The 26,673-nt window shown below is 65.6% G+C and carries 22 protein-coding genes and 1 tRNA gene; 11 read left to right on the forward strand and 12 right to left on the reverse strand.

The window, feature by feature from the left end; genetic code table 11:
• Positions 1-8: 8 nt before the first annotated feature.
• From BMY71_RS02695 to BMY71_RS02730, 8 genes are all read right to left on the reverse strand, one after another.
• Positions 9-434 carry an Hsp20 family protein gene (locus BMY71_RS02695; protein WP_011500614.1) on the reverse strand — a complete coding sequence of 142 codons (426 nt, stop codon included), beginning with the start codon at positions 432-434 and terminating at the stop codon, positions 9-11.
• Between the two features lie 150 nt (positions 435-584).
• Complete coding sequence (locus tag BMY71_RS02700; RefSeq protein ID WP_092681530.1) at positions 585-1,679, reverse strand: sn-glycerol-3-phosphate import ATP-binding protein UgpC; 1,095 nt, start codon at positions 1,677-1,679, stop codon at positions 585-587.
• A gap of 5 nt (positions 1,680-1,684) precedes the next feature.
• Positions 1,685-2,533 (reverse strand): sn-glycerol-3-phosphate ABC transporter permease UgpE, encoded by an 849-nt coding sequence (ugpE, locus tag BMY71_RS02705; RefSeq protein WP_011500616.1) that lies wholly within the window; start codon positions 2,531-2,533, stop codon positions 1,685-1,687.
• Positions 2,533-3,414, reverse strand: coding sequence for a sn-glycerol-3-phosphate ABC transporter permease UgpA (ugpA, locus tag BMY71_RS02710; protein ID WP_041805072.1), 882 nt, complete (start codon positions 3,412-3,414; stop codon positions 2,533-2,535). The genes ugpE and ugpA overlap by 1 nt, the downstream gene beginning before the upstream one ends.
• Before the next feature lie 125 nt (positions 3,415-3,539).
• Entirely contained in the window at positions 3,540-4,865 is a 1,326-nt protein-coding gene (ugpB, locus tag BMY71_RS02715; protein WP_011500618.1) for a sn-glycerol-3-phosphate ABC transporter substrate-binding protein UgpB, read from the reverse strand.
• 205 nt (positions 4,866-5,070) lie between these two features.
• Positions 5,071-6,276: a CaiB/BaiF CoA transferase family protein gene (locus BMY71_RS02720; protein ID WP_011500619.1), complete on the reverse strand. Its 1,206-nt coding sequence runs from the start codon at positions 6,274-6,276 to the stop codon at positions 5,071-5,073.
• 160 nt (positions 6,277-6,436) lie between these two features.
• Positions 6,437-6,512, reverse strand: a tRNA-Ala gene (locus BMY71_RS02725).
• A 67-nt stretch (positions 6,513-6,579) separates the two neighbouring features.
• A complete protein-coding gene (locus BMY71_RS02730) occupies positions 6,580-6,984 on the reverse strand; it encodes a TIGR02300 family protein (RefSeq protein WP_041805073.1) in 405 nt (134 codons plus the stop codon).
• 148 nt (positions 6,985-7,132) lie between these two features.
• On the opposite strand from BMY71_RS02730, the gene aroA reads away from it, so the two are divergent.
• Positions 7,133-8,470, forward strand: a complete 1,338-nt coding sequence (aroA, locus tag BMY71_RS02735) for a 3-phosphoshikimate 1-carboxyvinyltransferase (RefSeq protein ID WP_011500621.1) — start codon at positions 7,133-7,135, stop codon at positions 8,468-8,470.
• 17 nt (positions 8,471-8,487) lie between these two features.
• On the opposite strand, the gene BMY71_RS02740 is transcribed toward aroA, so the two are convergent.
• Positions 8,488-9,162 (reverse strand): lysophospholipid acyltransferase family protein, encoded by a 675-nt coding sequence (locus tag BMY71_RS02740; RefSeq protein ID WP_011500622.1) that lies wholly within the window; start codon positions 9,160-9,162, stop codon positions 8,488-8,490.
• A 170-nt stretch (positions 9,163-9,332) separates the two neighbouring features.
• On the opposite strand from BMY71_RS02740, the gene cmk reads away from it, so the two are divergent.
• The 10 genes from cmk (at position 9,333) to BMY71_RS02790 (ending at position 19,255) form a co-directional block, all read left to right on the forward strand.
• Positions 9,333-9,971, forward strand: coding sequence for a (d)CMP kinase (gene cmk / locus BMY71_RS02745; RefSeq protein ID WP_011500623.1), 639 nt, complete (start codon positions 9,333-9,335; stop codon positions 9,969-9,971).
• A 294-nt stretch (positions 9,972-10,265) separates the two neighbouring features.
• Complete coding sequence (rpsA, locus tag BMY71_RS02750; RefSeq protein ID WP_011500624.1) at positions 10,266-11,963, forward strand: 30S ribosomal protein S1; 1,698 nt, start codon at positions 10,266-10,268, stop codon at positions 11,961-11,963.
• 250 nt (positions 11,964-12,213) lie between these two features.
• Positions 12,214-13,194 carry a signal peptide peptidase SppA gene (gene sppA / locus BMY71_RS02755; RefSeq protein ID WP_092681532.1) on the forward strand — a complete coding sequence of 327 codons (981 nt, stop codon included), beginning with the start codon at positions 12,214-12,216 and terminating at the stop codon, positions 13,192-13,194.
• 146 nt (positions 13,195-13,340) lie between these two features.
• A complete protein-coding gene (locus tag BMY71_RS02760; protein WP_011500626.1) occupies positions 13,341-13,646 on the forward strand; it encodes an integration host factor subunit beta in 306 nt (101 codons plus the stop codon).
• A gap of 39 nt (positions 13,647-13,685) precedes the next feature.
• Entirely contained in the window at positions 13,686-14,072 is a 387-nt protein-coding gene (locus BMY71_RS02765) for a lipopolysaccharide assembly protein LapA domain-containing protein (protein WP_041805544.1), read from the forward strand.
• A 55-nt stretch (positions 14,073-14,127) separates the two neighbouring features.
• Positions 14,128-14,784 carry a phosphoribosylanthranilate isomerase gene (locus tag BMY71_RS02770; protein ID WP_092681534.1) on the forward strand — a complete coding sequence of 219 codons (657 nt, stop codon included), beginning with the start codon at positions 14,128-14,130 and terminating at the stop codon, positions 14,782-14,784.
• Between the two features lies 1 nt (position 14,785).
• Positions 14,786-16,000: a tryptophan synthase subunit beta gene (trpB, locus tag BMY71_RS02775; protein WP_092681536.1), complete on the forward strand. Its 1,215-nt coding sequence runs from the start codon at positions 14,786-14,788 to the stop codon at positions 15,998-16,000.
• Positions 16,000-16,836, forward strand: a complete 837-nt coding sequence (gene trpA, locus BMY71_RS02780) for a tryptophan synthase subunit alpha (protein WP_011500630.1) — start codon at positions 16,000-16,002, stop codon at positions 16,834-16,836. The genes trpB and trpA overlap by 1 nt, the downstream gene beginning before the upstream one ends.
• Before the next feature lie 107 nt (positions 16,837-16,943).
• Complete coding sequence (gene accD / locus BMY71_RS02785) at positions 16,944-17,912, forward strand: acetyl-CoA carboxylase, carboxyltransferase subunit beta (RefSeq protein WP_011500631.1); 969 nt, start codon at positions 16,944-16,946, stop codon at positions 17,910-17,912.
• A complete protein-coding gene (locus BMY71_RS02790) occupies positions 17,909-19,255 on the forward strand; it encodes a bifunctional folylpolyglutamate synthase/dihydrofolate synthase (protein WP_092681538.1) in 1,347 nt (448 codons plus the stop codon). Before accD ends, BMY71_RS02790 begins: the two co-directional genes overlap by 4 nt.
• Before the next feature lie 355 nt (positions 19,256-19,610).
• Here BMY71_RS02790 and trxA read toward each other — a convergent pair whose 3' ends face one another.
• The 3 genes from trxA to addB form a co-directional block, all read right to left on the reverse strand.
• A complete protein-coding gene (gene trxA, locus BMY71_RS02795) occupies positions 19,611-19,931 on the reverse strand; it encodes a thioredoxin (protein WP_011500633.1) in 321 nt (106 codons plus the stop codon).
• Positions 19,932-20,027: 96 nt separating this feature from the next.
• On the reverse strand, positions 20,028-23,507 hold the full coding sequence (addA, locus tag BMY71_RS02800; protein ID WP_175557592.1) for a double-strand break repair helicase AddA: 3,480 nt from the start codon (positions 23,505-23,507) through the stop codon (positions 20,028-20,030).
• A complete protein-coding gene (addB, locus tag BMY71_RS02805; protein ID WP_092681542.1) occupies positions 23,504-26,653 on the reverse strand; it encodes a double-strand break repair protein AddB in 3,150 nt (1,049 codons plus the stop codon). The genes addA and addB overlap by 4 nt, the downstream gene beginning before the upstream one ends.
• Positions 26,654-26,673 lie beyond the last annotated feature (20 nt).

A 26,673-nucleotide genomic window follows, 5' to 3' on the forward strand; every position in this document is an offset into this window, starting at 1 on the left:
TCGTTCCATTATTCGTGTTCGGTGATGGCGATTGTCTTAATGACCCGCTCAGGCTCAGGCCGGACCAGATCGATTGATAGCAATCCGTTCTTCAAGTCCGCTCCGAGCACCTGCATCCCTTCGGCCAGCACGAAGGTGCGCTGGAAGTGTCGCGCGGCGATGCCGCGATGGATGTATTGCCGGGTTTTGTCATCCTGCTGCCGGCCCCTGATGACGAGTTGATTTTCCTCAATCGTCACATCGAGTTGATCGCGGGTGAAACCCGCCACCGCCAGCGTGATCCGCAGCTTTTCCGGATCGCCGTTGCCGCGCTCGCAGCGCTCGATGTTGTAGGGAGGGTACCCGTCGGCGCCTTTCACGACGCGGTCGAGCGCACGCTCGATCTCGTCGAATCCCAGCAGGAAGGGACTTGATAACGTAGGAACACGAGACATCACAAAGTCCTCTCGAAGCGACTTTGAGGGGGTCCTTACGGCACCCCGCTGACCAGCCGGCACCTTGCCGGTCGGTCCAAACCAATATGGGCAGTGCGAAAAAAGGTTCAAGACGGCCGAAACAACGAATTTGGCCAGTGGGTTAGAGCTTCAGACGGCGATCCGCCGGCGGCCGTCGGCGCTGAACAGATGCAGATTGTGCCGCAGCGCAACCACCGAAATCCGCTCGCCGATGGCTGGAGCCTCCTGGCCCGGGATCCGGATGATGATCTCGTCGGGCGGCAATTCCCCGGGTTTGCTGCTGATCGCGGCGAGGTCGCCCCCTGGCGACCGCGTTCCGTAGACAAAGGTTTCCGGACCGACCCGCTCGATCGCCTCGACCGCAAGGTCGAGCGTCAGCCCGCCGGGCGCGGGCGGCTCGGACGAAATCGCCAGGTCCTCGGGACGCACACCCAGAACCCCCGCCTCGGTGACCGCGCCGCCGAACCGGGCGCGCACCCCTTCGGCATCGAGCGGGATCAGATTCATCGGCGGCGCGCCGATGAAGGAGGCGACGAAGGTGGTCGCCGGCTTGGCGTAGACGTCGAGGGGCGAGCCGATCTGCTCGACCTGGCCGGCGTTCATCACCACCAGAATGTCGGCCAGCGTCATCGCCTCGAGCTGGTCGTGGGTGACGTAGATCGCCGTTGTGCTGAGCCGGCGCTGCAGCTTGCGAATCTCGACCCGCATCGCCACCCGCAGCTTGGCGTCGAGATTGGACAGCGGCTCGTCGAACAGGAACACTTTCGGCTGACGCACGATCGCGCGGCCCATTGCGACGCGCTGGCGCTGGCCGCCGGAGAGTTGCCGCGGCTTGCGGTCGAGCATCGCGCCGATTTCCAATATCCGCGCCGCCTCCTGCACCCGCGCCTCGATCTCCGGCTTCGCCATGCCGCGATTGCGCAAGCCATAGGCCATATTGTTGTAAACGCTCATATGCGGATAGAGCGCGTAGTTCTGGAACACCATCGCGATGTCGCGATCGGCGGGCTCGACGTCGTTGACGACGCGACCGCCGATATCGATCTCGCCGGAGGTGATCGTTTCCAGCCCCGCCACCATCCGCAACAGCGTGGACTTGCCGCAACCCGAGGGACCGACCAGCACGCAGAACTGGCCGTCGCCGACCTCGAAGTCGACGCCCTTGATGGCTTCGAAGCCGCCCGGATAGGTCTTGCGGACATTGCGGAGAACGACGTTGGCCACAGCTGTTACTTCTCCGTCTCCACCAGTCCGCGCACGAACAGTTTCTGCATCAGCACCACCACCGCCACCGGTGGCAGCATCGCCAGGATCGCGGTCGCCATCACCACCGGCCATTCGGTCAGCGCGTCGGAGGTGACGATCATCTTGCGGATGCCGATCTGGATGGTCTGCATGTCGTCGCGCGTGGTGATCAGCAGCGGCCACAGATACTGGTTCCAGCCGAGGATGAACAGGATCACGAACAGCGCCGCCATGTTGGTGCGCGACAGCGGCAGCAGCGTATCCCAGAAGAATCGGAACGGCCCGGCGCCGTCGATTCGCGACGCCTCCAGCAACTCGTCCGGCACCGTCATGAAGAATTGCCGGAACAGCAGCGTCGCCGTCGCCGACGCGATCAGCGGCAGCGTCAACCCGGCGTAGCTGTCGAGCAAATGCAGATCGGCGACGATCTTGTAGGTCGGATAAATCCGGACTTCGACCGGCAGCATCAGCGTGATGAAGATCAGCCAGAAGATCGTCATCCGGAACGGAAACCGGAAATACACGATCGCATAGGCCGAGATCAGCGAGATCGCGATCTTGCCGACCGCGATCATCATCGCCATCACGAAGGAATTGAACAGCATCGTGCCGACCGGCTCGCGGGTGGTGCCGGAGGTGCCGACGAACAGCGTCTTGTAATAGGTCTCCAGGAAATGGCCGCCGGGCAGCAACGACATCTGGCCGTTGGCGATGGTCGCATTGTCCTGAGTCGAGGCGACGAAGGCGATGTACACCGGAAACGCGACGATCAGGACGCCGGTCCACAGCACGAGATGCGGCAGCAGGTTTCCGAACTTCCGGTGCTCGACCATCAGTAATTCACCTTGCGCTCGACGAAGCGGAACTGGAACGCGGTCAGCGCGATGACGATGCCCATCAGGATCACCGACTGCGCCGCCGAACTGCCGAGATTGCCGCCGAGCAGGCCGTCGCTATAGACCTTGTATACCAGCGTTTCGGTGGCCTTGGCCGGGCCGCCGCGGGTCATGGTGTCGATGATGCCGAAAGTTTCGAAGAACGCGTAGACGATGTTGACGACGATCAGAAAGAAGATCGTCGGCGACAGCAACGGGAAGATGATGGTCCAGAACCGTCGCATCGGCCGGGCGCCGTCGATCGCCGCGGCCTCGATCACGCTCGACGGGATCGCCTGCAGCCCGGCGAGGAAGAACAGGAAGTTGTAGGAGATCTGCTTCCAGGCTGCGGCGAGGATGATCAGGGTCGCGGCCTGATTGCCGTCGAGCAGCGGATTCCAGTCGATTCCGATCGCGCGCAGCCCGTGAGCAATCACGCCGAGCGAGGGGTTGAGCATGAACACCCAGAGCACGCCGACCACCGGCGGCGCGACCGCGTAGGGCCAGATCAACAGCGTGCGATAGAAGGTCGAGCCGCGCAGCGGCCTGTCGGCCATCACCGCGAGCAACAGCGCCAGCGACAGCGACGACAGCGCTATCGCAACCGAAAACAGGAAGGTGCGGAGAATCGCGCTGAAATAGTCCGGGTCGCTCAGTAGCTCGCGATAATTGTCGAACCATACGAAGGTGGTCGACAAGCCGAACGCGTCCTGCAACAGGAACGACTGGATGACCGCCTGCACCGCCGGCCAATAGAAGAACACCAGCACCACCGCGAGCTGCGGCAGCACCAGCATATAGGGTAGGAATTTCGAGTGGAAGACGGACTGCTTCTGCATGATCCTCGACCGCCCCGCCCTCACTGCCGTCATGCGCGGGCTTGACCCGCGCATCCGTCACTCTTGAGAAGGATGGATTGCCGGGTCAAGCCCGGCAATGACGGTTGGTGTGAATTGCGGATGACTTACTTCACCGCGGTCTTTTCGAATTGACGCAGCATGGTGTTGCCGCGGGTGACGGCAGCGTCGAGCGCTTCCTTCGCGGTCTTCTTGCCGGCTAGGGCCTGTTCGATCTCCTCGGCCCACAGGTCGCGCAGTTGCACCATGTTGCCGAGCCGCAGGCCGCGCGAATTCTCGGTCGGAGGCTTGTTGGTCAGTTCCTTGATCGGCGTCTCGAGATAGGGCGCTTCCTTGTAGAAGCCCTCGGCCTTGGCCTTCTCATAGGCCGCCATGGTGATCGGCAGATAACCCGAGGCCTTGTGGACCGCGACCTGGCGGTCGGTGTCGGACAGGAATGCCAGGAATTTGGCGACGCCCTTGTATTCCTCGGGTGTCTTGCCGCCCATCACCCACAGCGATGCGCCGCCGATGATCGAATTCTGCGGGGCGCCCTTCACGTCCGGGTAGTACGGCATCGGCGCGCTGGTCCAATTGAACTTGGCCTGCGACTTGACGTTGCCGAAGAAGCCCGACGAGGTCAGGAACAGCGGGCACTCGCCCGATGTGAAGCGTCCCTCGCCGGTGTTGGTGCGGCCGGAATAGTCGAAGGTCTTGTCCTTCTGCAACTCGATCAGCTTGTCGAGATGCTTGACCTGCACCGGTCCGTTGAATTCAAGCTTGGTGTCGAAGCCGTCGAGACCGTTCGCCTTGCTCGCCAGCGGCACGTTGTGCCAGGCGGACAACTGCTCGACATGGGCCCAGGTCACCCAGGCGGTGGAGAAGCCGCAGGTGGCATAGCCGGCCGCTTTCAGCTTCTTTGCGCCTTCGAAAACTTCGGGCCAGGTCTTCGGGATCTCGGCGATGTCGGCCTTCTTCAGCGCGTCGAGATTGACCCACATCACCATCGACGACGAGTTGAAGGGGAACGACAGCATCTCGCCCTTCGAGGTCGAGTAGTAACCGGTGATCGCCGGCAAATAGGCCTTGGCGTCGAACGGTTCGCCGGTCTCCTGCATCAATTTGTAGACCGGCTTCACCGCGCCGGTCGCCGCCATCATGGTGGCGGTTCCGACCTCGAACACCTGCATGATATGCGGCGCGTTGCCGGCGCGGAACGCGGCGATGCCGGCGTTCATCGTGTCGGCGTAGCCGCCTTTGTAACTCGGGACGACCTTGTAGTCGCTCTGCGCTGCGTTGAAGTCATTGGCAAGCTTGACGACGACGTCGTTGTTGCCGCCGGTCATGGCGTGCCACCACTGGATCTCGGTCGCCGCATGCGCCGGCGTGGCGATCGCCAGAGTCGCAGCGATCGCGGTTGCGGCCGCAGTCGGACCAAAGAAACGAAATGCCATATAAACCTCCCGGTTGGGCACTCATCTACGCGACTGGCGCGGTAGCAGCGCGAAATGACGGACAGATGACCCCAGCGGTGAGCGTATATGCGACCTGCCGACACGGGGAAAGCGCTGCAGTGGACAAACGTCTCTGCTGCGCTGCAACGGAGTGCGGCGCAGCGCGCGCGTGCGATGATCGGACGCAAGCCGAAACGCGCCTAGACTACCGTTTGCGTTCGGGCCCGCTGACTACGCCGTCCGCGACGAGCTTTGAGATCTCGTCCGGCGAATAGCCGAACTCGCCGAGCACTTCGCCGGCGTGCTGGCTGAATTTCGGCGGCAAGCCGCGCAGGCTGGCTTTGGTACGCTCGAACCGGATCGGCGACGCAACACCCTTGTACCAGTCCTGCTCAATCACATCGCCGCGGTGCGTGGTATGCGGGCTGGTGAGCGCCTTGTCGATCGACTGCACCGGCCCCGCCGGCAAGCCGGCATCGAGCAGCCGGTCGCATAGCGGCGCCGCATCGTGCTGGCGGAACACCGCCTCGAGCTCGGTGCGAAGCGCGGCCCGGTTGGCGATCCGGTCCTTGTTGCGGGCGAAGCGCGGGTCGGTGCCGAGTTCAGGCTTACCGATCTCCTTGCACAGCTTTCGGAAGGTGCCGTCATTGCCGACGCCGGTGAAAATCTTGCCGTCGCGCGCCTCGAAGATCGCATAGGGCACGAGATTGGGATGCTCGTTGCCGGTCAGCGCAGGCGGCTTGCCGTGCAGGAAATAGTTCGCCGTATGCGGGTGCATGATGGCGAGACCGGTCTCGTACAGCGTAGTTTCGAGGAACTGCCCCTTGCCCGAGCGCTGGCGTTCCGACAGCGCCATCAGGATGCCGATGGCGGCGTAAAGGCCAGTGGTGATGTCGACCAGCGGCACGCCGATTCGCATCGGCCCACTCTCGGGCGAGCCGGTCGCAGCGATCATGCCGGTCATCGCCTGGATGATCGCGTCGTAGCCCGGATTGCCGCCGCGCGGGCCGTCGGCGCCGAAGCCGGAAATCCGGCAATGCACCAGACGGGGGAATTTCTCCCGGACGATGTCGTTGCCGAGGCCCCATTTGTCCAGCGTGCCGGGCTTGAAGTTCTCGATCAGCACGTCGGCGTCCTTGAGCATCTCGAGCAGAACGTCGCGGCCGCCGGGCGAGGCGAGATCGAGCCCGATCGAGCGCTTGTTGCGGTTGATGCCAATGAAATACGCCGCATCGTCGTCGTGGAAAGGGGGACCCCAATCGCGGACTTCGTCGCCGGCGGGCGGTTCGACCTTGATGACATCGGCGCCATGGTCGGCGAGAATCTGTGTGCAGTACGGGCCGCCAAGAACGCGCGTCAGATCAATCACGCGCAATCCGGCCATCGCGCCGGGCATCAATGCAGCAGTCATGAGGGCTTTCTTGCGAAGCTTTGAGGGAGCGGAAACTTACCGTTCAAAGCCGTAGCTTGGCAAATGCCGCTCGCTTCGGGCTATGCCGCGTCAGTGTCCGCCAGCTTTGCGAAGGAACCGGGTGGTTTGCCTAATCGTCGCTTCAGACGCGAACGAAGGTTGGTGGAGCCAGGCGGGATCGAACCGCCGACCTCTTGCATGCCATGCAAGCGCTCTCCCAGCTGAGCTATGGCCCCTGACCTTGGGTGCGCGCGGGCAAATCGTCCGCGCGCGGCATTCGTTGATCACATATCGGCGACGATCTCAAGTCTCCTCATCGCCAGAAACGTCACCAATGATGTCGGTGACGTCTTCATCCCCTTCTTCTTCGTCGGCGATGAAGGTCGAATCGTCGTCATCCTCGATCGATTCGTCGATTTCGATATCGTCCTCGGACTCCGGAACAATCGCCTTGACCTTGCCGGTCTTCTCTTCGGCATCGGCCTCCTCGAGCGACACCAGCTCTTCGGCCTCCATCGCCTCGGGCGCCTCGGCGGCGGCAGGGGCTGCGGCAGAGCGCGAGTCGGCCCGGGTTCGCGGCGCCACCACCGGCGCAATCGGCACGACCTCGCCGGTATAGGGCGAGATCACCGGATTCTTGTTCAGATCGTAGAACTTTTTGCCTGTCGTCGGGCAAATACGCTTGGTTCCGAGATCGGATTTCGCCACTTGTGCAACCTTGGGATTTCTTGAAAAACGGTGCTTCACTTGGCTAGTTGCCACGCTGGTGTCAATAGCGGTTTATGCGGTACCGGCCGGCCACGCGCTGCGTACGGCCGCAATCGATCACGCGCCTGACGCGCAGGGGACCCCAATCTTGAGCCATTCAGACCAAACCTCACCGCTCGAGGCGCGCAAGAGCGCAGCGCTGAGCGGGACTGCCCGCGTGCCCGGGGACAAGTCGATTTCCCACCGCGCCCTGATTCTCGGGGCGCTCGCGGTCGGCGAGACCCGGATTTCCGGTCTGCTCGAGGGACAGGACGTGATCGATACCGGCAAGGCGATGCGTGCGCTGGGCGCCCGGGTCGAGCGCACCGGCGAATTCGCCTGGACGGTCCGCGGCGTCGGCGTCGCCGGCTTCGCCCAGCCCGAGGCGCCGCTCGATTTCGGCAATTCCGGCACCGGCTGCCGGCTGGCGATGGGCGCTGTCGCCGGCTCTCCGATCACCGCGACCTTCGACGGCGACGCCTCGCTGCGCAGCCGGCCGATGCGGCGGATCGTCGATCCGCTGGAGCAGATGGGCGCCCGGGTGATCCAGAGCCACGAGGGCGGCCGGCTCCCCCTCACCCTGCAGGGCGCACGCGACCCGCTGCCGATCACCTACCGCACCCCGGTGCCGTCAGCGCAGATCAAGTCGGCGGTGCTGCTCGCCGGGCTCTCGGCGCCAGGCGTCACCACCGTGATCGAAGCCGAGGCGAGCCGCGACCATACCGAGCTGATGCTGCAGCATTTCGGCGCGACGCTGGTGACGGAGCCGGAAGGCGCCCACGGCCGCAAGATTTCCCTGACCGGCCAGCCCGAGCTGCGCGGCGCCCGGGTGGTGGTGCCGGCCGACCCGTCGTCAGCCGCGTTCCCGATGGTCGCCGCGCTGCTGGTGCCGGGCTCGGACATCGTGCTGACCGAGGTGATGACCAACCCGCTGCGGACCGGCCTGATCACGACGCTGCGCGAGATGGGCGGCGCAATTGAGGAGAGCGAAACCCGCGACGATACAGGGGAGCCGATGGCGCAATTCCGCATCCGCGGCTCGCGGCTGCGCGGCGTCGAGGTGCCGCCGGAGCGGGCGCCATCGATGATCGACGAATATCTGGTGCTGGCTGTCGCGGCCGCCTTCGCCGAGGGCACTACTGTGATGCGCGGTCTGCACGAGCTGCGGGTCAAGGAATCCGACCGCCTGGAAGCGACCGCGGATATGCTGCGGGTCAACGGCGTCAAGGTCGAGATCGTCGGCGACGATCTGATCGTCGAGGGCAAGGGCCACGTACCGGGCGGCGGCCTGGTCGCCACTCACATGGATCACCGCATCGCGATGTCGGCGCTGGTGATGGGACTTGCCGCGGACAGGCCGGTCAAGGTCGACGATACCGCCTTCATCGCCACCAGCTTCCCGGATTTCGTGCCGATGATGCGGCGGCTGGGCGGCGAGCTGGCGTAATCGTTTCCGCGCGAATCTCAGGCCGGCTCGACCGGAATGCGGCCGACCAGCCGATCGGTCTCCTGCTGCGCGGCGGTCAGCGACGCCGACAGCCGCGCCCGGATCTCGGCGCGATCGGCATCGGCATCGACGATCACCGGCTCGCCGAATCGAATCGCAACCCTCGAAAACAGTCCTGGCAGCATCAACCGGTCCCAGCTGCGCAGCAGCTTGCCGCGCTGCAGGCTGACGGCGACGGGCAGGATCGGCAGGCCGGTCAGCCGGGCGAGGTCGAGAATGCCGTCGTTGTTGATATGCATTCGCGGGCCGCGCGGACCATCGGGCGTCACAAACAGGCTGTGGCCGTCCCGCGCCAGCCGCAGCATCTCGCGCGCCGCCCGCATCCCGCCCTTGGAACTTGAACCGACCGCAGTCTGGATCCCAAACACAGTGCCGGCCTTGCTGATGATCTGGCCGTCACGATGGCCACTGATCAGCGCGACCAACGGTTTGCTCCCGTTGCGCAGCATCGGAAGCATGTTCAGCCGGCCGTGCCACATCGCCAGGATGTACGGCTCCGCAATCGGAAACGGCGCACGATCAAACCGACCGGTCCACATCACGAACTGGAAATAGATTGCGGCGGGAATCACCGCCGTCCATTGGAATGCGTCGCTCCTCAGGATGCGTTTGACGAAAGCAGGAGTGGCCATACCGAGGATTGTCCGGGCAGAGATCTGTTCGCGGCATGCCGGGCTGGTTTCCGCGGCTCGGGGGTTTATACCGGCCAACGGGAAGCTGCAAACCACGCCGCTTGAAATCCATCTCGCTCACGTGTTGAACCGCAGCTGCGCCGTTGGCCTATTGGAAACTCGAGAACAGCATGATCATCGCCATCGACGGACCGGCCGCTTCCGGCAAGGGCACGCTCGGCAAGCGGCTCGCCGCCCACTATGGCTTTCGGCACCTTGATACCGGCGTAATCTACCGTGCGGTCGCCAAGGCGCTGCTGGACGGGGGCGCCGACCTGACCGACGAAGCCCGGGCTGTCGCCGCCGCGCGCAAGCTCGATCCCGGCATTTTCGGCGACCCCGCGCTCAAGAGCCAGACCGTTGGCGACGCCGCCTCGGTGATTTCGGCCTATGCCCCGCTCCGCGAGGCGCTGGTCAGCTTTCAAAGGCAATTCGCCGCCGATCCGCCGGGCGCCGTGCTGGACGGGCGCGATATTGGGACTGTGATTTGCCCCGACGCAGACGTGAAGATCTTTGTCATCGCCGATCCCGTGGTGCGCGCCCGCCGCCGGACGCTGGAGGCCCTTGCACGCGGCGAGGCTGCCGACGAGGCGCGAGTCCTCGCTGACATCCTCAAGCGCGACGAGCGCGACAGGAACCGCAGCGCAGCGCCGCTGACGCAGGCGCCCGATGCAGTCTTGCTCGACAATTCCAATTTGGATATAGAAGGCGGCGTCCGGGCCGCCATCGATATTGTCGAGGCCGTTCGAGCGGGCCGGCGTCGGGTCTGAGGACCAAACGACGCCGTCATTGGAGGAACGCCCGCTCCACGGTTTGAACAGATGGTCGAACGCACAACGTCCAGGTTTGTTTTGGCCTGCCGTATCGTTCACTGCCCGACCGATTCTTGGAATGACAGTTTTCTGATCCGATCGTTTCGGATCAACGGCTCGACCGTGCAGGCATGCTGCCGGCCCGCTCCGCAATGATTTGCTGAGCGGTCGTCAGGTTCGCGGACCCCTGACACTGCGCGCGCGAGACGTCCCTCAACCGAACTGCCGGCGACATCCGCATCTGGAGAACAAATGGCTTCGACTGATACTTACAACCCGACCCGCGACGATTTCGCCGCGATGCTCGACGAGTCCTTTGCCGGCGGCAATCTGCAGGAAAGCTCGGTCATCAAGGGCATCGTCGTTGCGATCGAAAAGGACATGGCCGTCATCGACGTCGGCCTGAAGACCGAAGGCCGCGTGGCACTGCGCGAATTCGCAGGACCCGGCCGTGAAAGCGAATTGAAGGTCGGCGACACCGTCGAAGTGTTCCTTGACCGGATCGAAAATGCGCTCGGCGAAGCCGTTCTGTCGCGCGACAAGGCGCGCCGCGAAGAGAGCTGGGGCAAGCTCGAGAAGGCCTTCCAGGGCAACGAGAAGGTGTTCGGCGTCATCTTCAACCAGGTCAAGGGCGGCTTCACGGTCGACCTCGACGGCGCCGTGGCGTTCCTGCCGCGCTCGCAGGTCGACATCCGTCCGATCCGCGACGTCGCGCCGCTGATGAACAACTCGCAGCCGTTCCAGATCCTCAAGATGGATCGCCGCCGCGGCAACATCGTGGTGTCGCGCCGCACGGTTCTCGAAGAGACCCGCGCCGAGCAGCGCCAGGAGCTGGTGCAGAACCTCGAAGAGGGTCAGGTGATCGACGGCGTCGTCAAGAACATCACCGATTACGGTGCGTTCGTCGACCTCGGCGGCATCGACGGCCTGCTGCACGTCACCGACATCGCCTGGCGCCGGGTCAATCACCCGACCGAGGTGCTGACGATCGGCCAGACCGTCAAGGTCAAGATCATCAAGATCAACCACGAGACCCACCGCATCTCGCTCGGCATGAAGCAACTGCTGGACGATCCGTGGCAGGGCATCGAGGCGAAGTACCCGCTGAACGCGCGCTTCACCGGCCGCGTCACCAACATCACCGACTACGGCGCGTTCGTCGAGCTGGAGCCGGGCATCGAAGGCCTGATCCACGTCTCGGAGATGTCGTGGACCAAGAAGAACATGCACCCCGGCAAGATCGTTTCGACTTCGCAGGAAGTCGACGTGCAGGTGCTCGAGGTCGATTCGGTCAAGCGCCGGATTTCGCTCGGCCTCAAGCAGACCATGCGCAATCCGTGGGAAGTGTTCGTCGAGAAGTACCCGGTCGGTTCGACCGTCGAAGGCGAAGTCAAGAACAAGACCGAGTTCGGTCTGTTCCTCGGCCTCGACGGCGACGTCGACGGCATGGTCCATCTCTCGGACCTCGACTGGAAGCAGCCGGGCGAGCAGGTGATCGACAACTTCAAGAAGGGCGACATGGTCAAGGCCGTGGTGCTCGACGTCGATGTCGAGAAGGAGCGCATCTCGCTCGGCGTCAAGCAGCTCGAAGGCGACCCCTTCGCCGAGCCGGGCGACGTCAAGAAGGGCGCGATCGTGACCTGCGAAGTGCTGGACGTGAAGGAATCCGGGATCGACGTGCAGATCGTCGGCACCGACTTCGCGACCTTCATCAAGCGCTCGGAGCTGGCGCGCGACCGCAACGATCAGCGCAGCGACCGCTTCGCGGTCGGTGAGAAGGTCGACGCCCGCGTGATCCAGTTCGACAAGAAGGCCCGCAAGGTCCAGGTGTCGATCAAGGCGCTCGAAGTCGCCGAAGAGAAGGAAGCCATCGCGCAATACGGCTCGTCCGATTCGGGCGCGACGCTGGGCGACATCCTCGGCACCGCGCTCAAGCAGCGCGACAAGTAAGCCTTTCGAGGCTTACGCCAAACGATCAGGGCTCCGGCATCGCCGGGGCCCTTTTTCTTTGACTTCGTTTGAAGGTTCTTGATGAATTGGCTCGATGCCGGCTCAGCCTGCGCCAGGGCGGCGAACAAATACGTCGCAAGCCGCCCGGACCTTGTTTTCTTCTTATTCGATTGCAATTGATGTAATCCCGTGACGGGAAATCAACGATCCCCTCTGACAACCGTGAACATCGCTTCGCCGGAGAACCTCTATGTCGCTTGATTCCGATGTGATCGTCGATCGCCGCCGCATCCGCCGCAAGCTGACGTTCTGGCGGGTCGCCGCGGTGTTGGTGGCCATCGTCGCCGTGGTGGCGGTCGGCGCGATGGTGTCGCCCGCCGGACAGGGTGGGCTCGCGACCTCCAGCTCGATCGCGCGGATCAAGATCGACGGCCTGATCCGCAGCAATTCCGAGCGGGTCGAGGCACTGGAGCGGTTGGAGAAGTCGCAGAGCGCCGCCGTGATCGTTCACATCAATTCGCCGGGCGGCACCACCGCAGGCTCGGAAGAACTCTACAACGCGCTGATGCGGCTGAAGGCCAAGAAGCCGATGGTGGTCGTGGTCGAGGGCCTGGCGGCTTCGGGCGGCTACATCGCTGCGCTCGCCTCCGATCACATCATCGCCCAGCAGAGCTCGCTGGTCGGCTCGATCGGCGTGCTGTTCCAATATCCGAACGTCTCCGAGCTGATGAAGACGGTCGGCGTCAAGGTCGAGGAAGTGAAATCGTCGCCGCTGAAGGCCGCGCCGAACGGATTCGAACCGACCAGCCCCGAGGCGCGCGCCGCGCTGGAATCGCTGGTGCGAGATTCCTACGCGTGGTTTCGCGACATGGTGAAACAGCGCCGCAGCATGGATGACAATCAGCTCAGCGTGGTCGCTGACGGCCGCGTCTTCACCGGCCGTCAGGCGGTCAGTCTGAAGCTGATCGACGAACTCGGCGACGAAAAGACCGCGGTGGCGTGGCTGGAGACCGAGAAGAAGGTCAAGAGCGGCTTGCCGGTGCGCGATTTCAAGCTGTCTCCGCAGTTCGGCGATCTGGCGTTCCTGCGGGTGGCGGCGTCGGTGACGCTGGATGCACTCGGCTTGGGCGCGATCGCGCGGCAGATCGAGCAATCGGGCGCGGTGCAGTCGGTCGAGCGGCTTGGCCTCGACGGCATGCTGGCGCTGTGGGCGCCGGGCGGCTCGCGCTGACGGCTCGCGGTATCCGAGAGCCTTTAAAACCGTCTTGCAAGCACCGCCGCGAGACATTGTCCAGCTCTGTCGATTTGATTTAGCGTCTTGACAGTTCACAGTATTTTCAAGGAAATGGCGATCCGCACGCACGGACCACATCCTCGATGATTAAATCCGAACTCGTTCAGCGTATCGCCGAGCACAACCCGCACCTCTATCAGCGGGACGTCGAGAACATCGTCAACGCGATCCTCGACGAGATTGTCGACGCGTTGGCGCGTGGCGATCGGGTTGAGCTGAGAGGCTTCGGAGCATTTTCGGTGAAGCATCGGCCCGCGCGTGCCGGCCGCAATCCGCGGACCGGCGCGCATGTTCCGGTCGACCAAAAGAGCGTGCCGTTTTTCAAGACCGGCAAGGAAATGCGCGAACGGTTGAATCGCGAGCCCGGGAATACTGATACCGGCGCGTGACGCGACGCCCGTTTGCGGGGCAAGGCGAGCGAGAACGACATGCAGAAGTTTTTGACGGCCCTGGTGCTGATCCCGCTCGGATTGATTTTCATCGTGTTCGCGGTCGCCAACCGCCATCTCGTGACGGTGTCGTTCGACCCGCTCGAGCCGCTCAATCCGATGGGCACGGTTCAAATGCCGCTGTTCGTCCTGATCATCGGCGTGGCGATCCTCGGCGTGATCGCCGGCGGCGTCGCGACCTGGGTTCGCCAGCGGCATTGGCGCCGCGCGGCACGGCGGCATCAGGCCGAGGCCATCCAGGCCCAAACGCAGCTCGCGAATTTACGCGCTAGCGTCGTCACCCCTGCCCAGAGCGAGCCGAAGCGGCTGTTGCTGGGACAGGGTTCCGCGGCCGGCAGGCGCGACAAGACCAGCGCGGCGTTGTAGAACACCGTCGTCTTGCCGGTGCCCCTGCGGCCGGCCGAACCCTGATCGTGAACAGATGTCCGTCGTCGTCAAAATCTGCGGCCTGTCGACCTGCGACACGCTCGAAGCGGCGGTCGCTGCCGGCGCCGACATGGTCGGCTTCGTGTTCTTTCCCGCTTCGCCGCGCCACGTCGGGCTCGACGTCGCCAGAGAACTCAGCGACCAGGTCGGCAGTCGCGCGGCGAAAGTGGCGCTGACCGTCGACGCCAGCGACGCGCTGATCCGCGACATCGTCGAGATCCTCAAGCCTGACCTATTGCAATTGCACGGCAGCGAGAGCCCCGAACGGGTTCGCGCGCTGAAGCAGGCCTTTGGGTTGCCGGTGATGAAGGCGATCGCGGTGGCGACCGCAGCCGATCTGGCGGTGCTGCCGGCCTACGCCGAGACCGCCGATCGCATCCTGTTCGACGCGCGACCGCCGAAAGACGCCACCCGCCCGGGCGGCCTCGGCATGACCTTCGATTGGGAGCTGCTGCGCGATCTCAACCTGTCGCTCCCCTTCATGGTGTCCGGCGGCGTCAATCCGGGAAATGTCGCGGCAGCGCTGCGGGTGACCGGGGCCGGCGGCGTCGACGTGTCGTCCGGCGTCGAACGTGCGCCCGGCGCCAAGGACCCCGAATTGATCCGCAGCTTCATCCGCGCCGCGCGCGCCAGCGAAGAGTTGATGACCTGACATGAATCAGATCCTGCCGAATTCGTTTCGATCCGGTCCCGACGAGCGCGGGCATTTCGGCATTTTCGGCGGCCGCTTCGTCGCCGAGACGTTGATGCCGCTGATCCTGGAGCTGGAAAAGGCCTACGCTGAGGCAAAAGACGATCCGGCGTTTCGCACCGAGATGGACGGCTATCTCAAGCATTATGTCGGCCGGCCGTCGCCGCTGTATTTCGCCGAGCGGCTGACCGAGCATTTCGGCGGCGCCAAGATCTACTTCAAGCGCGAGGATCTCAATCACACCGGCGCGCACAAGGTGAACAACGTGCTCGGCCAGATCATGCTGGCCAGACGGATGGGCAAGCAGCGGATCATCGCCGAGACCGGCGCCGGCATGCACGGCGTCGCCACCGCCACGATGTGCGCCAAGTTCGGTCTGCAATGCGTGGTCTATATGGGCGCGGTCGACGTCGAGCGGCAGCAGCCCAATGTGCTGCGGATGAAGGCGCTGGGCGCCGAAGTCCGCCCGGTGACCTCGGGCGCCAACACGCTGAAGGACGCGATGAACGAGGCGCTGCGGGACTGGGTCACCAACGTCCACGACACCTTCTACTGCATCGGCACCGTCGCCGGCCCGCATCCCTATCCGATGATGGTGCGCGACTTCCAGGCGGTGATCGGCCAGGAGGTGCGCGAGCAAATCCTGGAGACCGAAGGCCGGCTGCCGGATTCGCTGATCGCCTGCATCGGCGGCGGCTCCAACGCGATGGGCCTGTTTCACCCCTTCCTCGACGACGCCGGCGTCGTGATCTACGGCGTCGAAGCCGCGGGCCATGGCCTCAGCAAGCTGCATGCGGCGTCGATCGCCGGCGGCAAGCCCGGCGTGCTGCACGGCAATCGCACCTATCTGCTGATGGACGATGACGGCCAGATCCAGGAAGCGCATTCGATTTCCGCCGGCCTCGACTATCCGGGCATCGGCCCCGAGCACGCCTGGCTGCACGATGTCGGCCGCGTCAACTTCCTGTCGGCCACCGACGCCGAGGCGCTCGACGCCTTCAAGCTGTGCTGCCGTCTCGAGGGCATCATTCCGGCGCTGGAGCCGGCGCATGCGCTGGCCAAGGTCGCCGATCTCGCGCCGATCCTGCCGAAGGATCACTTGATGGTGCTCAACATGTCCGGCCGCGGCGACAAGGATCTCGCTTCTGTGGCCGAGCATCTCGGGGGCAAGTTCTGATGACGACGCGTATCGATACCCGCTTTGCCGAGTTGAAGAAGCAGGGCCGCTCCGCCTTCGTCACTTTCGTGATGGCCGGAGATCCCGATCTCGCCACCTCGCTGCAGGTCCTGAAGGCGCTGCCCGCCGCCGGCGCGGATATCATTGAGATCGGAATGCCGTTCACCGACCCGATGGCCGACGGACCGGCGATTCAGGCCGCGGGGCTGCGGGCGCTCCATTCCGGCGCCACGCTGAGCCACACGCTGGGGCTGGTGCGCGACTTCCGCAAGGACGACGACACCACGCCGATGGTGCTGATGGGTTACTACAATCCGATCTATATCTACGGCGTCGATGCGTTTCTCGCCGACGCCAAGGCGGCCGGCGTCGACGGGCTGATCATCGTCGACCTGCCGCCGGAGGAGGATTCCGAGCTGTGCCTGCCGGCGATGAAAGCCGGACTGAATTTCATCCGGCTGGCGACGCCGACCACCGACGAAAAGCGGTTGCCGGCAGTGCTCGCCAACACCTCGGGCTTCGTCTATTACGTGTCGATCACCGGCATCACCGGCTCGGCTTCGGCGGATTCGGCCGCAGTCGGCGACGCGGTGGCCCGGATCAAGCGCCACACCGACCTGCCGGTCTGCGTCGGCTTCGGCATTCGCACCCCGGAAGCGGCGCGGGCGATCGCCGCGGAGGCCGACGGTGCAGTCGTCGGATCGGCGCTGATCGACGCGCTGCAAAAGAGCCTCGACGCCGACAACCGCGCCACCAAGGCGACCGTCGGTGCGGTAGCGGACCTGGTCGCCTCGCTGGCGGCGGGCGTTCGCGGCGCCAAACAGGCTGCGGAATAGCAGCCATCAAATCCGGGACTGGTCTGGACGGAACCGTTGTCCGCAGCCATATCCCGACAGTGCAATGAACCTGGCGACGCCCACCCGGGAGCGACGCGGAGTACGTCATGAACTGGTTGACCAACGTCGTCCGTCCGAAGATCCGCAACATCCTGCGGCGCGAGACTCCGGAGAATCTCTGGATCAAATGTCCGGATACCGGGCAGTTGGTGTTCTACAAGGACGTCGAGCAGAACCAGTTCGTCATTCCCGGCTCGAACTATCACATGCGCATGGGCGCGTTGGCGCGGCTGCGGTCGGTTTTCGACAACGAGACCTGGTATGACGTCGCGCTTCCGGAAGTCACCGCCGACCCGCTGAAATTCCGGGACGAGCGAAAATATGCCGACCGCATCAAGGATGCCCGGACCAAGACCGGCGCCCATGACGCGGTCAAGGTCGGCTACGGCAAGCTCGAAGGCCTCGGCGTTGTCGCCGCCGTGCAGGACTTCGATTTCATGGGCGGCTCGCTCGGCATGGCGGCCGGCGAAGCGATCATCCGTGGATTGGAGCTTGCGGTCGAGAAACACGCGCCCTTCATCATGTTCGCGGCCTCCGGCGGCGCGCGGATGCAGGAAGGCATCCTGTCGCTGATGCAGATGCCGCGCACCACGGTGGCTGTGCAGATGCTGCGCGAGGCCGGGTTGCCCTACATCGTGGTGCTGACCAATCCGACCACCGGCGGCGTCACCGCGTCTTACGCGATGCTCGGCGACATCCAACTCGCCGAGCCGGGCGCACTGATCGGCTTTGCCGGCGCCCGCGTGATCGAACAGACCATCCGCGAGAAGTTGCCGGACGGCTTCCAGCGCGCCGAATATCTGCGCGACCACGGCATGGTCGACATGGTCGTGCATCGCCACGAACTGCGCCCGACGCTGGCGCGGCTGTGCCGAATCCTCACCAAGACGCCACTGCCCGCTGTGGAAGAAATCGCGGCATCCGACGATGCGGCCCAGGATGCGGAAGCCGCGGCGGCGACCGAAATCGTCGTGACGCCGCCTGAAGCGCCGTCGCCGACCGCGCCGCAGGCGTGAGCTCAGCGACTGCTCCGCAGCCGTCTGCTCTGGTCGGCGAGCTGCGCGCGCGCCTTGCACGGCTCCATCCCGCACAGATCGATCTGACGCTCGGCCGGATCGAACGGTTGCTGGCGGCGCTCGATCATCCGCAGCGCAGGCTGCCGCCGGTGATCCACATCGCCGGCACCAACGGCAAGGGCTCTACCCTCGCCTTTCTCCGCGCCATTCTCGAAGCCGCCGGCCTCAGCGTCCACGCCTACACCTCGCCGCATCTGGTGCGGGTCAACGAGACCATCCGGCTCGGACGGCCGGGAGGCGGCGTGCTGGTGAGTGACGATGAGCTGGCCAAAGCGCTGGCGCATTGCGAGCGCGTCAATCAAGGCGCGCCGATCACGCTGTTCGAGATCGAAACCGCCGCGGCGCTGTGGCTGTTCGCGCAACATCCCGCCGACGTCACGCTGCTGGAAGTCGGACTCGGTGGCCGGCTCGACGCCACCAATGTGATCGACCAGCCGCTCGCCTGTGTGCTGACCCCGATCGGCATCGACCACACCGAGTTTCTCGGGCCGACGCTCGCCGACATCGCCGCCGAGAAGGCTGGGATCATCCGTCGCGGTGTTCCGGTGATCGTGGCCGGGCAGCAGAACGATGCGATGGAGGTGATCGAGCGCGAAGCCGAGCGGCTACGCGCGCCGCTGCACGCGCGCGGCCAGCAATGGCATGTCGAGGTCGAACACGGCCGGCTCGCCTATCAGGACGACCGCGGCCTCATGGACCTCACCGCGCCAAAACTGTTCGGCCGGCACCAGATCGACAATGCCGGGCTGGCGATCGCGACGCTGCGCGCGCAACAACGCTTCACCTTTGACCAGGCCGCCTATCAGGCAGGGTTGTTGTCGGCGGACTGGCCGGCGCGGATGCAGCGGCTGACGACCGGCAGGCTGATCGACGACGCGCCACCCGGTAGCGAACTCTGGCTCGACGGCGGCCACAATGCCGACGGCGGCCGCGTCGCCGCAGCGGCGCTCGGCGATCTGGAAGAGCGGGTGTCGCGGCCGCTGGTGATCATTGCCGGCATGATGGCCAACAAGGACGCCAGCGCGTTCCTGACCAATTTCACCGGACTGACCCGCCACGTCATCGCGGTGCCGATCCCCGATCGCGACGGCGCGATGCCGCCGGAAAAGCTCGCCGACGCCGGGCGCGCGCTCGGCCTGCGGGTCGAACTCGCCGATAGCGTGGAGGCGGCGCTGAGCCGGATCGCCGGCCTTGCCTATGAGCTGCCACCGCGCATCCTGATCACCGGCTCGTTGTATCTCGCCGGCCATGTACTGCGCCTCAACGGCACAATGCCGAGCTGACGACCGGGCGTCTGCGCACCGCCGACCTGCGCGGCGACCATGCGACGCTCGGCGCTGGCTGGATCAGCCGGCAGCCTGATCGGACTGATCCCCCCTCAACGCAAACGGCCGGCTGATCGCCGGCCGGCCGTTCGAGGCAGATAGAGCATGATCCCGAAAAGTGGACGCCTGTTTTCGGAAAAGATCGTGCTCAAACAAGAACCTGGAGCGGGATGACGATTCGAAGATCAGGTCATCCTGCCCGAGAGCTTCGGTTCTGATAGAATCAGAACCGAAGCTCTAACTTTTTGTTCTGACGCGTTTTCTTGACGCGAACCGATATCCACTTCGCTCGAAAACGCTATCGTTGCGTGGCTCAGACCGCCGAGCTGATCCACTGCTGCAGCTTGGCTTTCGGCGCAGCGCCGACCTGGCGCGAGGCCATCTCGCCGCCCTTGAAGATCATCAGCGTCGGGATCGACATCACGCCGTATTTCGACGCGGTGACCGGGCTCTCGTCGACATTGAGCTTCACGATCTTGACCTTGTCGCCCATCGCGCCGGAGATTTCGTCGAGCGCCGGTGCGATCATGCGGCACGGGCCGCACCACTCGGCCCAGAAATCCACCACAACGGGGCCCTGCGCCTTGAGAACCTCGGTTTCGAAATCGGCGTCAGACACCTTGCCAACGGACATTGGGATACCTCGTGAAAGCGGGATGATGGCGCAGCGGGAATCGCGCCGGGATGCTGAATTCAAAGTATGAATGCGATGGGGCGGGGTCAAGCGCGCTCACGCCACCGTCAAGGCGGCCTGCTCCGCGTCCAGCGCAGAGGCTGAAATCTCCATGATTTCAGGCGCTTCGGTCCATAGCAGGGCGGCGCGGACGATCCGCTGTGGATACAGCAGCGATAGCACCGCCCGATACAATGCGAGCTGGCGGACGTAAGCCGGCGGTGTCTCGGCCAGACTGCGCGGCGGGGCGTGATTGGTCTTGTAGTCGACGATCAGAACTTCGGCGTCGGTCACCACCAGCCGGTCGATCTGGCCGGAGACCAGCACCGGCTCGCCATGCCGCTGCAAGCGACCGACGATCGGCACCTCGGCGCGGCTGCCAGGCGCGAAGACGACGGCGAAGCGGTCGTCGCTGATCACCTCCAGCACCCGCGCGGCAAGCGCGTCGCGCTCCTGCGGGCTCCAATCGTCGGCGTTGCGGAGCAGGAAGCGGTCGGCGGCATTGGCGCGAATGTCGGCCGGCAGATCGGGCAGCGACTGCAGCAGCCGGTGCACCAGCGTGCCGCGCTGCAACGCGCGCTGGCGTTGCGCCTCCGTTTCGCCGCGGCGGATGCGGCGATGATCGGCATCGTCCGGATCTGACGGCCGCAACAGATGATCCGGCCGGCGCAGCGCCGGCGCGGCCTTGTGGAGCCAGTCCGGCATGACGAGCGGCGGCGCGGCAAGCGCTTGTTCGGACGGTGCGATCTCTGTGACCTCGTCCTCGGGACGGCAATAGCGCTTCACCGCGCCGTCCGGCGGCGCCGCGCGCATCGTCAGGCCGGAGTTCTCCAAGCCCTTGCTGATCAGATCGTACCAGGACAGCGCGCGCACCTCGTTGCGATTGCCGGGCATACAGCCGCCGACGATCAGCCGATCGGCGGCGCGCGTCATCGCGACGTAGAGCAGCCGGCGATACTCATCCTCGGTCTCGCTGACCATCGCCTCGCGGGCCCGCTCGACGATGCGCGGATCGTTCGACTTGCGGCCGGCCCACACCGTCGCGCCGACGGAGCCCGGCTGCGCATTGCCGCCGGGCAGCCGGATCAGATTGAGCCGCTGGGTGTCGGACGGCGACGACGTCGTATCGACCAGGAACACCACCGGCGCCTCGAGACCCTTGGCGCCATGCACGGTCATCACCCGGACTTCGTCGCGCGAGATTTCCATGTCGCGCTTGATCTCGGTATCGGCGGCGCGCAGCCACGCCATGAAGCCCTGCAGCGACGGCGCAGCCTTCTGCTCGTAGCTCAGCGCCAATTCGAGAAACTCGTCGAGCGCGTCGTTGGCTTCCGGCCCCAGCCTGCGCAAAATTCTTGCGCGGCCGCCGACGCCGCCGAGCAGCCAGGCGTAGAACCCGAATGGCGTGTCGGTCTGCGACCGCTCCGCGCAGGCGTCGAGCCGCTGCAACGCGGTTGCCAACTTCGCGTCCCCAGTTGCCTTTTCGCGCAGCGCATGGCGCAGCGAGCCCTTGCGCCGCCACGCCAGCCTGAACAGATCGTCGTCGTCGAGCCCGAACAGTGGGCTCTTCAGCGCCACCGCGAGCGCGAGATCGTCCTGCGGCAGCAGCAACGCGTCGGCGAGATTCATCAGATCGATGATCGCGATATGCTCGGTGAGCTTCAGCCGATCGGCGCCGGCCACCGGAATGCCGCCGCGCTTCAGGGCCTGGATCACCGCGTCGAACGCCGAGCCGCGACGGCGCACCAGCACGAGCACATCGCCAAAACGCAGCCGCCGCCGGTCGCCGAGCGAGCCCGTCATCGTGCCGCCCGCAATCAGCGACGCGATCTCGGCTTGCACCTTCTGCGCCAGCCGCACCTCCGGACTGGTTTCCGACACCGCATCGAACGGCGCACGCCAGCCCTCGATGTTCTGCTTGTCGTCGGGCAGTTCGAGCGGCCACAGATCGATCACGCTCGGGCCGGCATCGGCCAGCGATTGATGCAGCGGGTAGGCAGCGTCGGCGTGGATACTGCGATAGATGTCGGGATCGCGGAACACGTGGTCCACGGACTGAAGGATCGTCGCGCCGGAGCGGAACGAGTAGTTGAAACTCACCTTCTCGAAGTTCAGTCCGGCGCCGTGGAAGCGCCGCTGCAACAGATCGCGCCGCTCGGCGAATTCCTTCGGAACCGCGCCCTGGAACGAGAAGATCGACTGCTTCTCGTCGCCGACCGCGAACACCGTGCGCCGCACGCCATCGCGCGCGCCCTCGCCGGCGGTGAATTCCGCGATCAGATGCGCGACGATGTCCCATTGCTTCGGGCTGGTGTCCTGCGCCTCGTCGATCAGCACGTGGTCGACGCCACGATCGAGCTTGAAATGCACCCAGCTCGACGCGCCGCTATCGAGCATCGCGAGCGTCTTGTCGATCAGATCGTCATAATCGAGAAGCCCACGCTCCTGCTTCTCGCGCCGGATCCGCTCGGCGACGTCGGCCGCGATCACCAGCAGCGCCCGCGTCCGCTCGCGCATCAGGAGCGCGCGGCGACGCTCGAGCAGATCTTCGAGCCGCGCGCCTTCGCGCTTCAGATCCTCGACGAACCCGGGCGCGGCGTCGGCGATCTTCTTGGTGGCCAGACTTTTGCGCGGGCCGTCCTTGGTGAAGAACACCTCGCAATACTTGTCGAGCTGCGCCACGTCCGACAGCGCGAGCGCCGCGCGCAGACGCTTCGCCTGCGCCTGGTCGTTGGCGCTCCCCGACTCGAACATCGCTGCTGCCGTAGACCATTGCGCGCGCGGCAGATTCGGGCCGTCGAGGATGTCGCGCTCGACGTCTTCGCAGCGATCCTGCGGCGCGACGCCGAGCGTCGCCGAGAGCTGCGCCATGGCGCCGTCGACGCCGCCGGCCTGCGTGATCCAGGCGAGGAAGCGATCGCGCCTGGTGCAGGCTTCCTGCACCACCTCGCGGAAGGTGACGTCGGCGGCGCTGGTCATCGCCAACGTCAGAGCCCGCCCCGCCGCGCTGTCCGGCGCGGCCGCCGCCTGCAGCAACACCGCGAGGCTGGCGCGCTGCATCAGCTCGGCCTGATCGCGATCGTCGAGCACGCTGAACCGCGCCGGCACATTGGCCTCGAACGGAAACTGCTGCAGCAACCGGGTGCAGAGCGCGTGGATGGTCTGCACCTTCAGCCCGCCCGGCGTCTCCAGCGCGCAGGCAAACAGTTTTCGCGCTTGCGCCAGAAGAGAAGGCCCAACCGACTTGATACCAGTCGCCTTGATCGCAGCCGTCAGCGCCTCGTCGTCGAGCGTCACCCAGCGACCGAGTGTCGTGAAGACGCGCTCGGCCATGTTGGCGGCGGCGGCTTTGGTGAAGGTGATACACAGGATGCGTTCCGGCGGCACGCCATCGAGCAGCAGGCGAATCACCCGCTGAACCAGCACATGCGTCTTGCCGGAGCCGGCATTGGCCGAGACGAACACCGAGGCCGAGGGATCGGAGGCGAGGATCTGACGCTCGCGCGCCTGATCGGGAATGCTGCGCGGCGCGCTCACAGCCGATCCTCCGCGCCGCCGCCGGCGGCCGACCATTCCTTGATCCGCGCCAGATCGTCATAGCGGCCATAGCGACGCGACCACATCGACAGCACCAGCGCGTGATACGGCTGCGCCTCGTCGTCGAAGCGCCGGATCAAAGTTTCGAGCTTGCTACGCGCTTCGGCGGCCGCGTCGTCGGGATGCTGCGGCTCGTCCTTGCGCTCGATCCTCAATTCCAGCACGCATTCGTCGCCGGGCGGCGAGTTGCCGCTGAGCTTGACGTAAGTGAGCTCGCTCACCGACGAACCGGCGTCGATGCCCTCGAAGCTGCCGTCGCGCAGGATTGCAGCTTCCAGCGTGAGTTGCGGCGACAGCCCCATCCGCACCTGCTTGCCGGTCGGCGGATTTCCGGTCTTGTAGTCCAAAATCGCGAAGCTGCCGTCGGCGCGATGCTCGATGCGGTCGGCGCGCGCGGACAGGATGAAGTTGCGACCGCCGTCGAGCGGGATGGAGAGGCTACCGTCGCGCTCGGCAAACACGCGGAGTCCGTCGGCGCGCCTCGCCTGCTCCCAATTGCCGAACCACGCGGCGATGCGGGCGAAGCGAGGCCACCACAGCGCGCGCGCTTCCGGATGAGCCATCAGCGGCGCGAAGTGCTTCTCGCCGATCTCGCGCAGCACCTGCGCCGGATCGGGGGGCAACGCATCCGGGAAAAGCTCGGTGAACTCGCCGAGCGCTTGGTGGATCGCCGAGCCGCGATCCGCCGCGGATAGCGGCATGTCGACCGGATCGATCGCCGACAGGCCGAGAATGAACTTGGCGTAGATCGTGTACGGATCGCGCAGCCAGTCCTCGATCGCGGTGACCGACAGCTTCAGCGGCCGCGCTTCGCGCGGCGGCTTCGGCGCCGGCTGGGCGATCGGCGTCACCTGGTCGGGACGATCGAGCGCCAGCGCGTAGTCGAGATAGCTTTGCCCGCGCGCCTTGACGGCGCTCCAGCGCGCCTTGCCGGTCACGGCTTCGAGCCGGTGCAGGAAGCGCGACACCACCGCCGGCGCGCCGCCGACCTTGTTGGCGTAAGTGAGGATCACCTCATCGGCGCCGAGTAGTTGCGCGAAGTCGTGCGCCGACAGGCCGATCCGCCGCTCCGGCAGGTCGAGGCCGAGGTCATGGCGCATCGGCCGCGACAGCCACGGATCGATCCGCGGCGCCGGCGGCCAGACGCCTTCGACCAGGCCACCGAGAATGACGCGATCATGCTGCGTCAACCGCGCTTCGAGCGGGCCGTAAATTCGCAGCGCCGCGCCGGCGAGTTCGGGCCGCCGCACGATGCGGTCGCTGAACGCGGTTTCGAACACGTCCGCGTAGTCGTGTGGCGGCACCAGCACGCCGCTCAGCGGCTCGACCGCCGCGAGATCGTCGAACGCTTTAAGCAGGGCCGATCCCTGCGATCCTTCGAAAGCGACCGCGATCTCGTCGTGATCGATCGACAGCGCGATCAGCACATCGCGGTGTCGACGCCCGAAGACGCACAGATCGAGCGGCTCCGCGCCCACCGTCTCCAAAGGAGCCAGCGCCGCGCGCAATGCCTCGATCAGCTCGTGCGCCGCGTCGAGGCTCTCGTCGGCGAGCCGCGCGCGCGGCTCCGAGGGATGCAGCGCGCTGAGTTCCCCGCGCTTCAGCCTGGTCAGTTCGGCGCGATATTTCGCGAACTCCTTGACCAGGCCTTCGCTGCCGGCAGCCGGACGCGTTCCGCGCAGCAGCGCCAGTTCCAGCGTCTCGATGGCGTGCCGCCAGCCGCCCGCGGCGCGGCCGAGCCGCAACAGCGGATGCTTCAGCAGCGCCAACAGCGTCGCCGGCTCGCAGCCATGCAGGGCCGCTTCAGCGGCGAGCCGGGCGAAGATGCCGGCCTGGGTCTCCATCAGCGAATCGCCGCCGGAATCATCGACCGGCAGATTCCAGCGGCCGAGCGCGGCGACGACGCGCCGGGCCAGCGCGCGATCCGGCGTCACCAATGCGGCGGATTGGCCGCGTTCGCGCGCCTCGCGCAGCGCCACCGCGATCGCCAGCGCCTCGATCTCGGAATTCGGCGCCTCGATCACCGTCAGGCCATTGACGCCTTGTTCGATCAGTCGATCGACCTCGGGATCGGCGAGCCGCTCGTGCCACGACGCCGTCGCCGCCGACGGCCGCATCGCCTCGGAGGCCAGCACTTCGCGGCCATGGCGCACGGCTTCGCCGAGCCGGACAATTTCGCGCCGCTCGAGTCCCATCCGGGTCAGCAGGCCGTGCATCGCGAATTGCGGATGATTCGGCGACGGCGGCGAGATCAATTGGCCCTGCTTGTCGCGCACGGCGCCGATCAGTCGCCACGCCTGTTCGTCGAGTTCGGTGTCCAGCCCCGGCAGGATAACGGCGCCGTTCGGCAATCGGGCGATGGCGTGCAGCAGCTTCGCGGTCGCCGGCATCGAGCCGGTCGAGCCTGCCGCGATCACCGGACCGCCGCGATGCGCCGCAAGCCGCGCTGCTTCCGCTTCGATCAGCAAGTCGCGCCGCGCCGCCGGTTCGATCTGGTCGCTCTCGCGCAGATGCTGCGGCCACCACTGGCCGGCGATCTTGAGGAAATCCAGCGTCAGTCGCCAGTAGCGATCGAACGCATCCGGCACCAGCGAGTCGAGCGCGGCCCAGTCGACGCCGCGCGTCGCCATGTCGTCGATCAGCCGCGCCAGATCGTCGGCGAGCGCCAATGTCGACGCCGGGCCGCCGACCACCAATGGCGACTGCTGCGGATCGCCGGACCGCAGCCCTTTTGCCCAGACCGCGATCAATTGCGCCAGCTGCAGGCGCCGTGGCAGCCCTTCGAGCGCCGGCGGAATGTCGAGATCGGCCGCGCCCGTTGCGGCCTGTGCGAACGCCAGTTCGTCCTCGTCGACATCGCCGAGTGGGACGATGCGCGGCAGCAACACCGCATCGGCGCCCAGGACATCGAGGAAGATGTCGCGCGCGAGGCGACCGGCGCGGCGGGTCGGCAGATACAGCGTGGCTTCGGCAAGGCGCTCGGGCTTTGCGCGCGCGTCGAACCCCGCGATCAGTTCGCCATCGACCAGAGCCTTGATCGTCGTGCGCAGAAACGGCGCGGAGGGCGGAACACTGAAAACGCGCATGGAAGTCCTGATTCGCCGGT

Origin of the sequence: Rhodopseudomonas pseudopalustris (assembly GCF_900110435.1) — a bacterium.
In the GTDB taxonomy this organism is placed as follows: Bacteria; Pseudomonadota; Alphaproteobacteria; order Rhizobiales; family Xanthobacteraceae; genus Rhodopseudomonas; species Rhodopseudomonas pseudopalustris.

Coding starts and splice junctions, on each gene's coding strand:
- BMY71_RS02695 (WP_011500614.1), bottom strand. CDS start 434: ATGTCTCGTGTTCCTACGTTATCAAGTCCCTTCCTGCTGGGATTCGAC.
- ugpE (WP_011500616.1), bottom strand. CDS start 2,533: ATGGTCGAGCACCGGAAGTTCGGAAACCTGCTGCCGCATCTCGTGCTG.
- ugpA (WP_041805072.1), bottom strand. CDS start 3,414: ATGCAGAAGCAGTCCGTCTTCCACTCGAAATTCCTACCCTATATGCTG.
- ugpB (WP_011500618.1), bottom strand. CDS start 4,865: ATGGCATTTCGTTTCTTTGGTCCGACTGCGGCCGCAACCGCGATCGCT.
- BMY71_RS02720 (WP_011500619.1), bottom strand. CDS start 6,276: ATGACTGCTGCATTGATGCCCGGCGCGATGGCCGGATTGCGCGTGATT.
- BMY71_RS02740 (WP_011500622.1), bottom strand. CDS start 9,162: ATGGCCACTCCTGCTTTCGTCAAACGCATCCTGAGGAGCGACGCATTC.
- cmk (WP_011500623.1), top strand. CDS start 9,333: ATGATCATCGCCATCGACGGACCGGCCGCTTCCGGCAAGGGCACGCTC.
- rpsA (WP_011500624.1), top strand. CDS start 10,266: ATGGCTTCGACTGATACTTACAACCCGACCCGCGACGATTTCGCCGCG.
- sppA (WP_092681532.1), top strand. CDS start 12,214: ATGTCGCTTGATTCCGATGTGATCGTCGATCGCCGCCGCATCCGCCGC.
- BMY71_RS02760 (WP_011500626.1), top strand. CDS start 13,341: ATGATTAAATCCGAACTCGTTCAGCGTATCGCCGAGCACAACCCGCAC.
- BMY71_RS02765 (WP_041805544.1), top strand. CDS start 13,686: ATGCAGAAGTTTTTGACGGCCCTGGTGCTGATCCCGCTCGGATTGATT.
- BMY71_RS02770 (WP_092681534.1), top strand. CDS start 14,128: ATGTCCGTCGTCGTCAAAATCTGCGGCCTGTCGACCTGCGACACGCTC.
- trpB (WP_092681536.1), top strand. CDS start 14,786: ATGAATCAGATCCTGCCGAATTCGTTTCGATCCGGTCCCGACGAGCGC.
- trpA (WP_011500630.1), top strand. CDS start 16,000: ATGACGACGCGTATCGATACCCGCTTTGCCGAGTTGAAGAAGCAGGGC.
- accD (WP_011500631.1), top strand. CDS start 16,944: ATGAACTGGTTGACCAACGTCGTCCGTCCGAAGATCCGCAACATCCTG.
- trxA (WP_011500633.1), bottom strand. CDS start 19,931: ATGTCCGTTGGCAAGGTGTCTGACGCCGATTTCGAAACCGAGGTTCTC.
- addB (WP_092681542.1), bottom strand. CDS start 26,653: ATGCGCGTTTTCAGTGTTCCGCCCTCCGCGCCGTTTCTGCGCACGACG.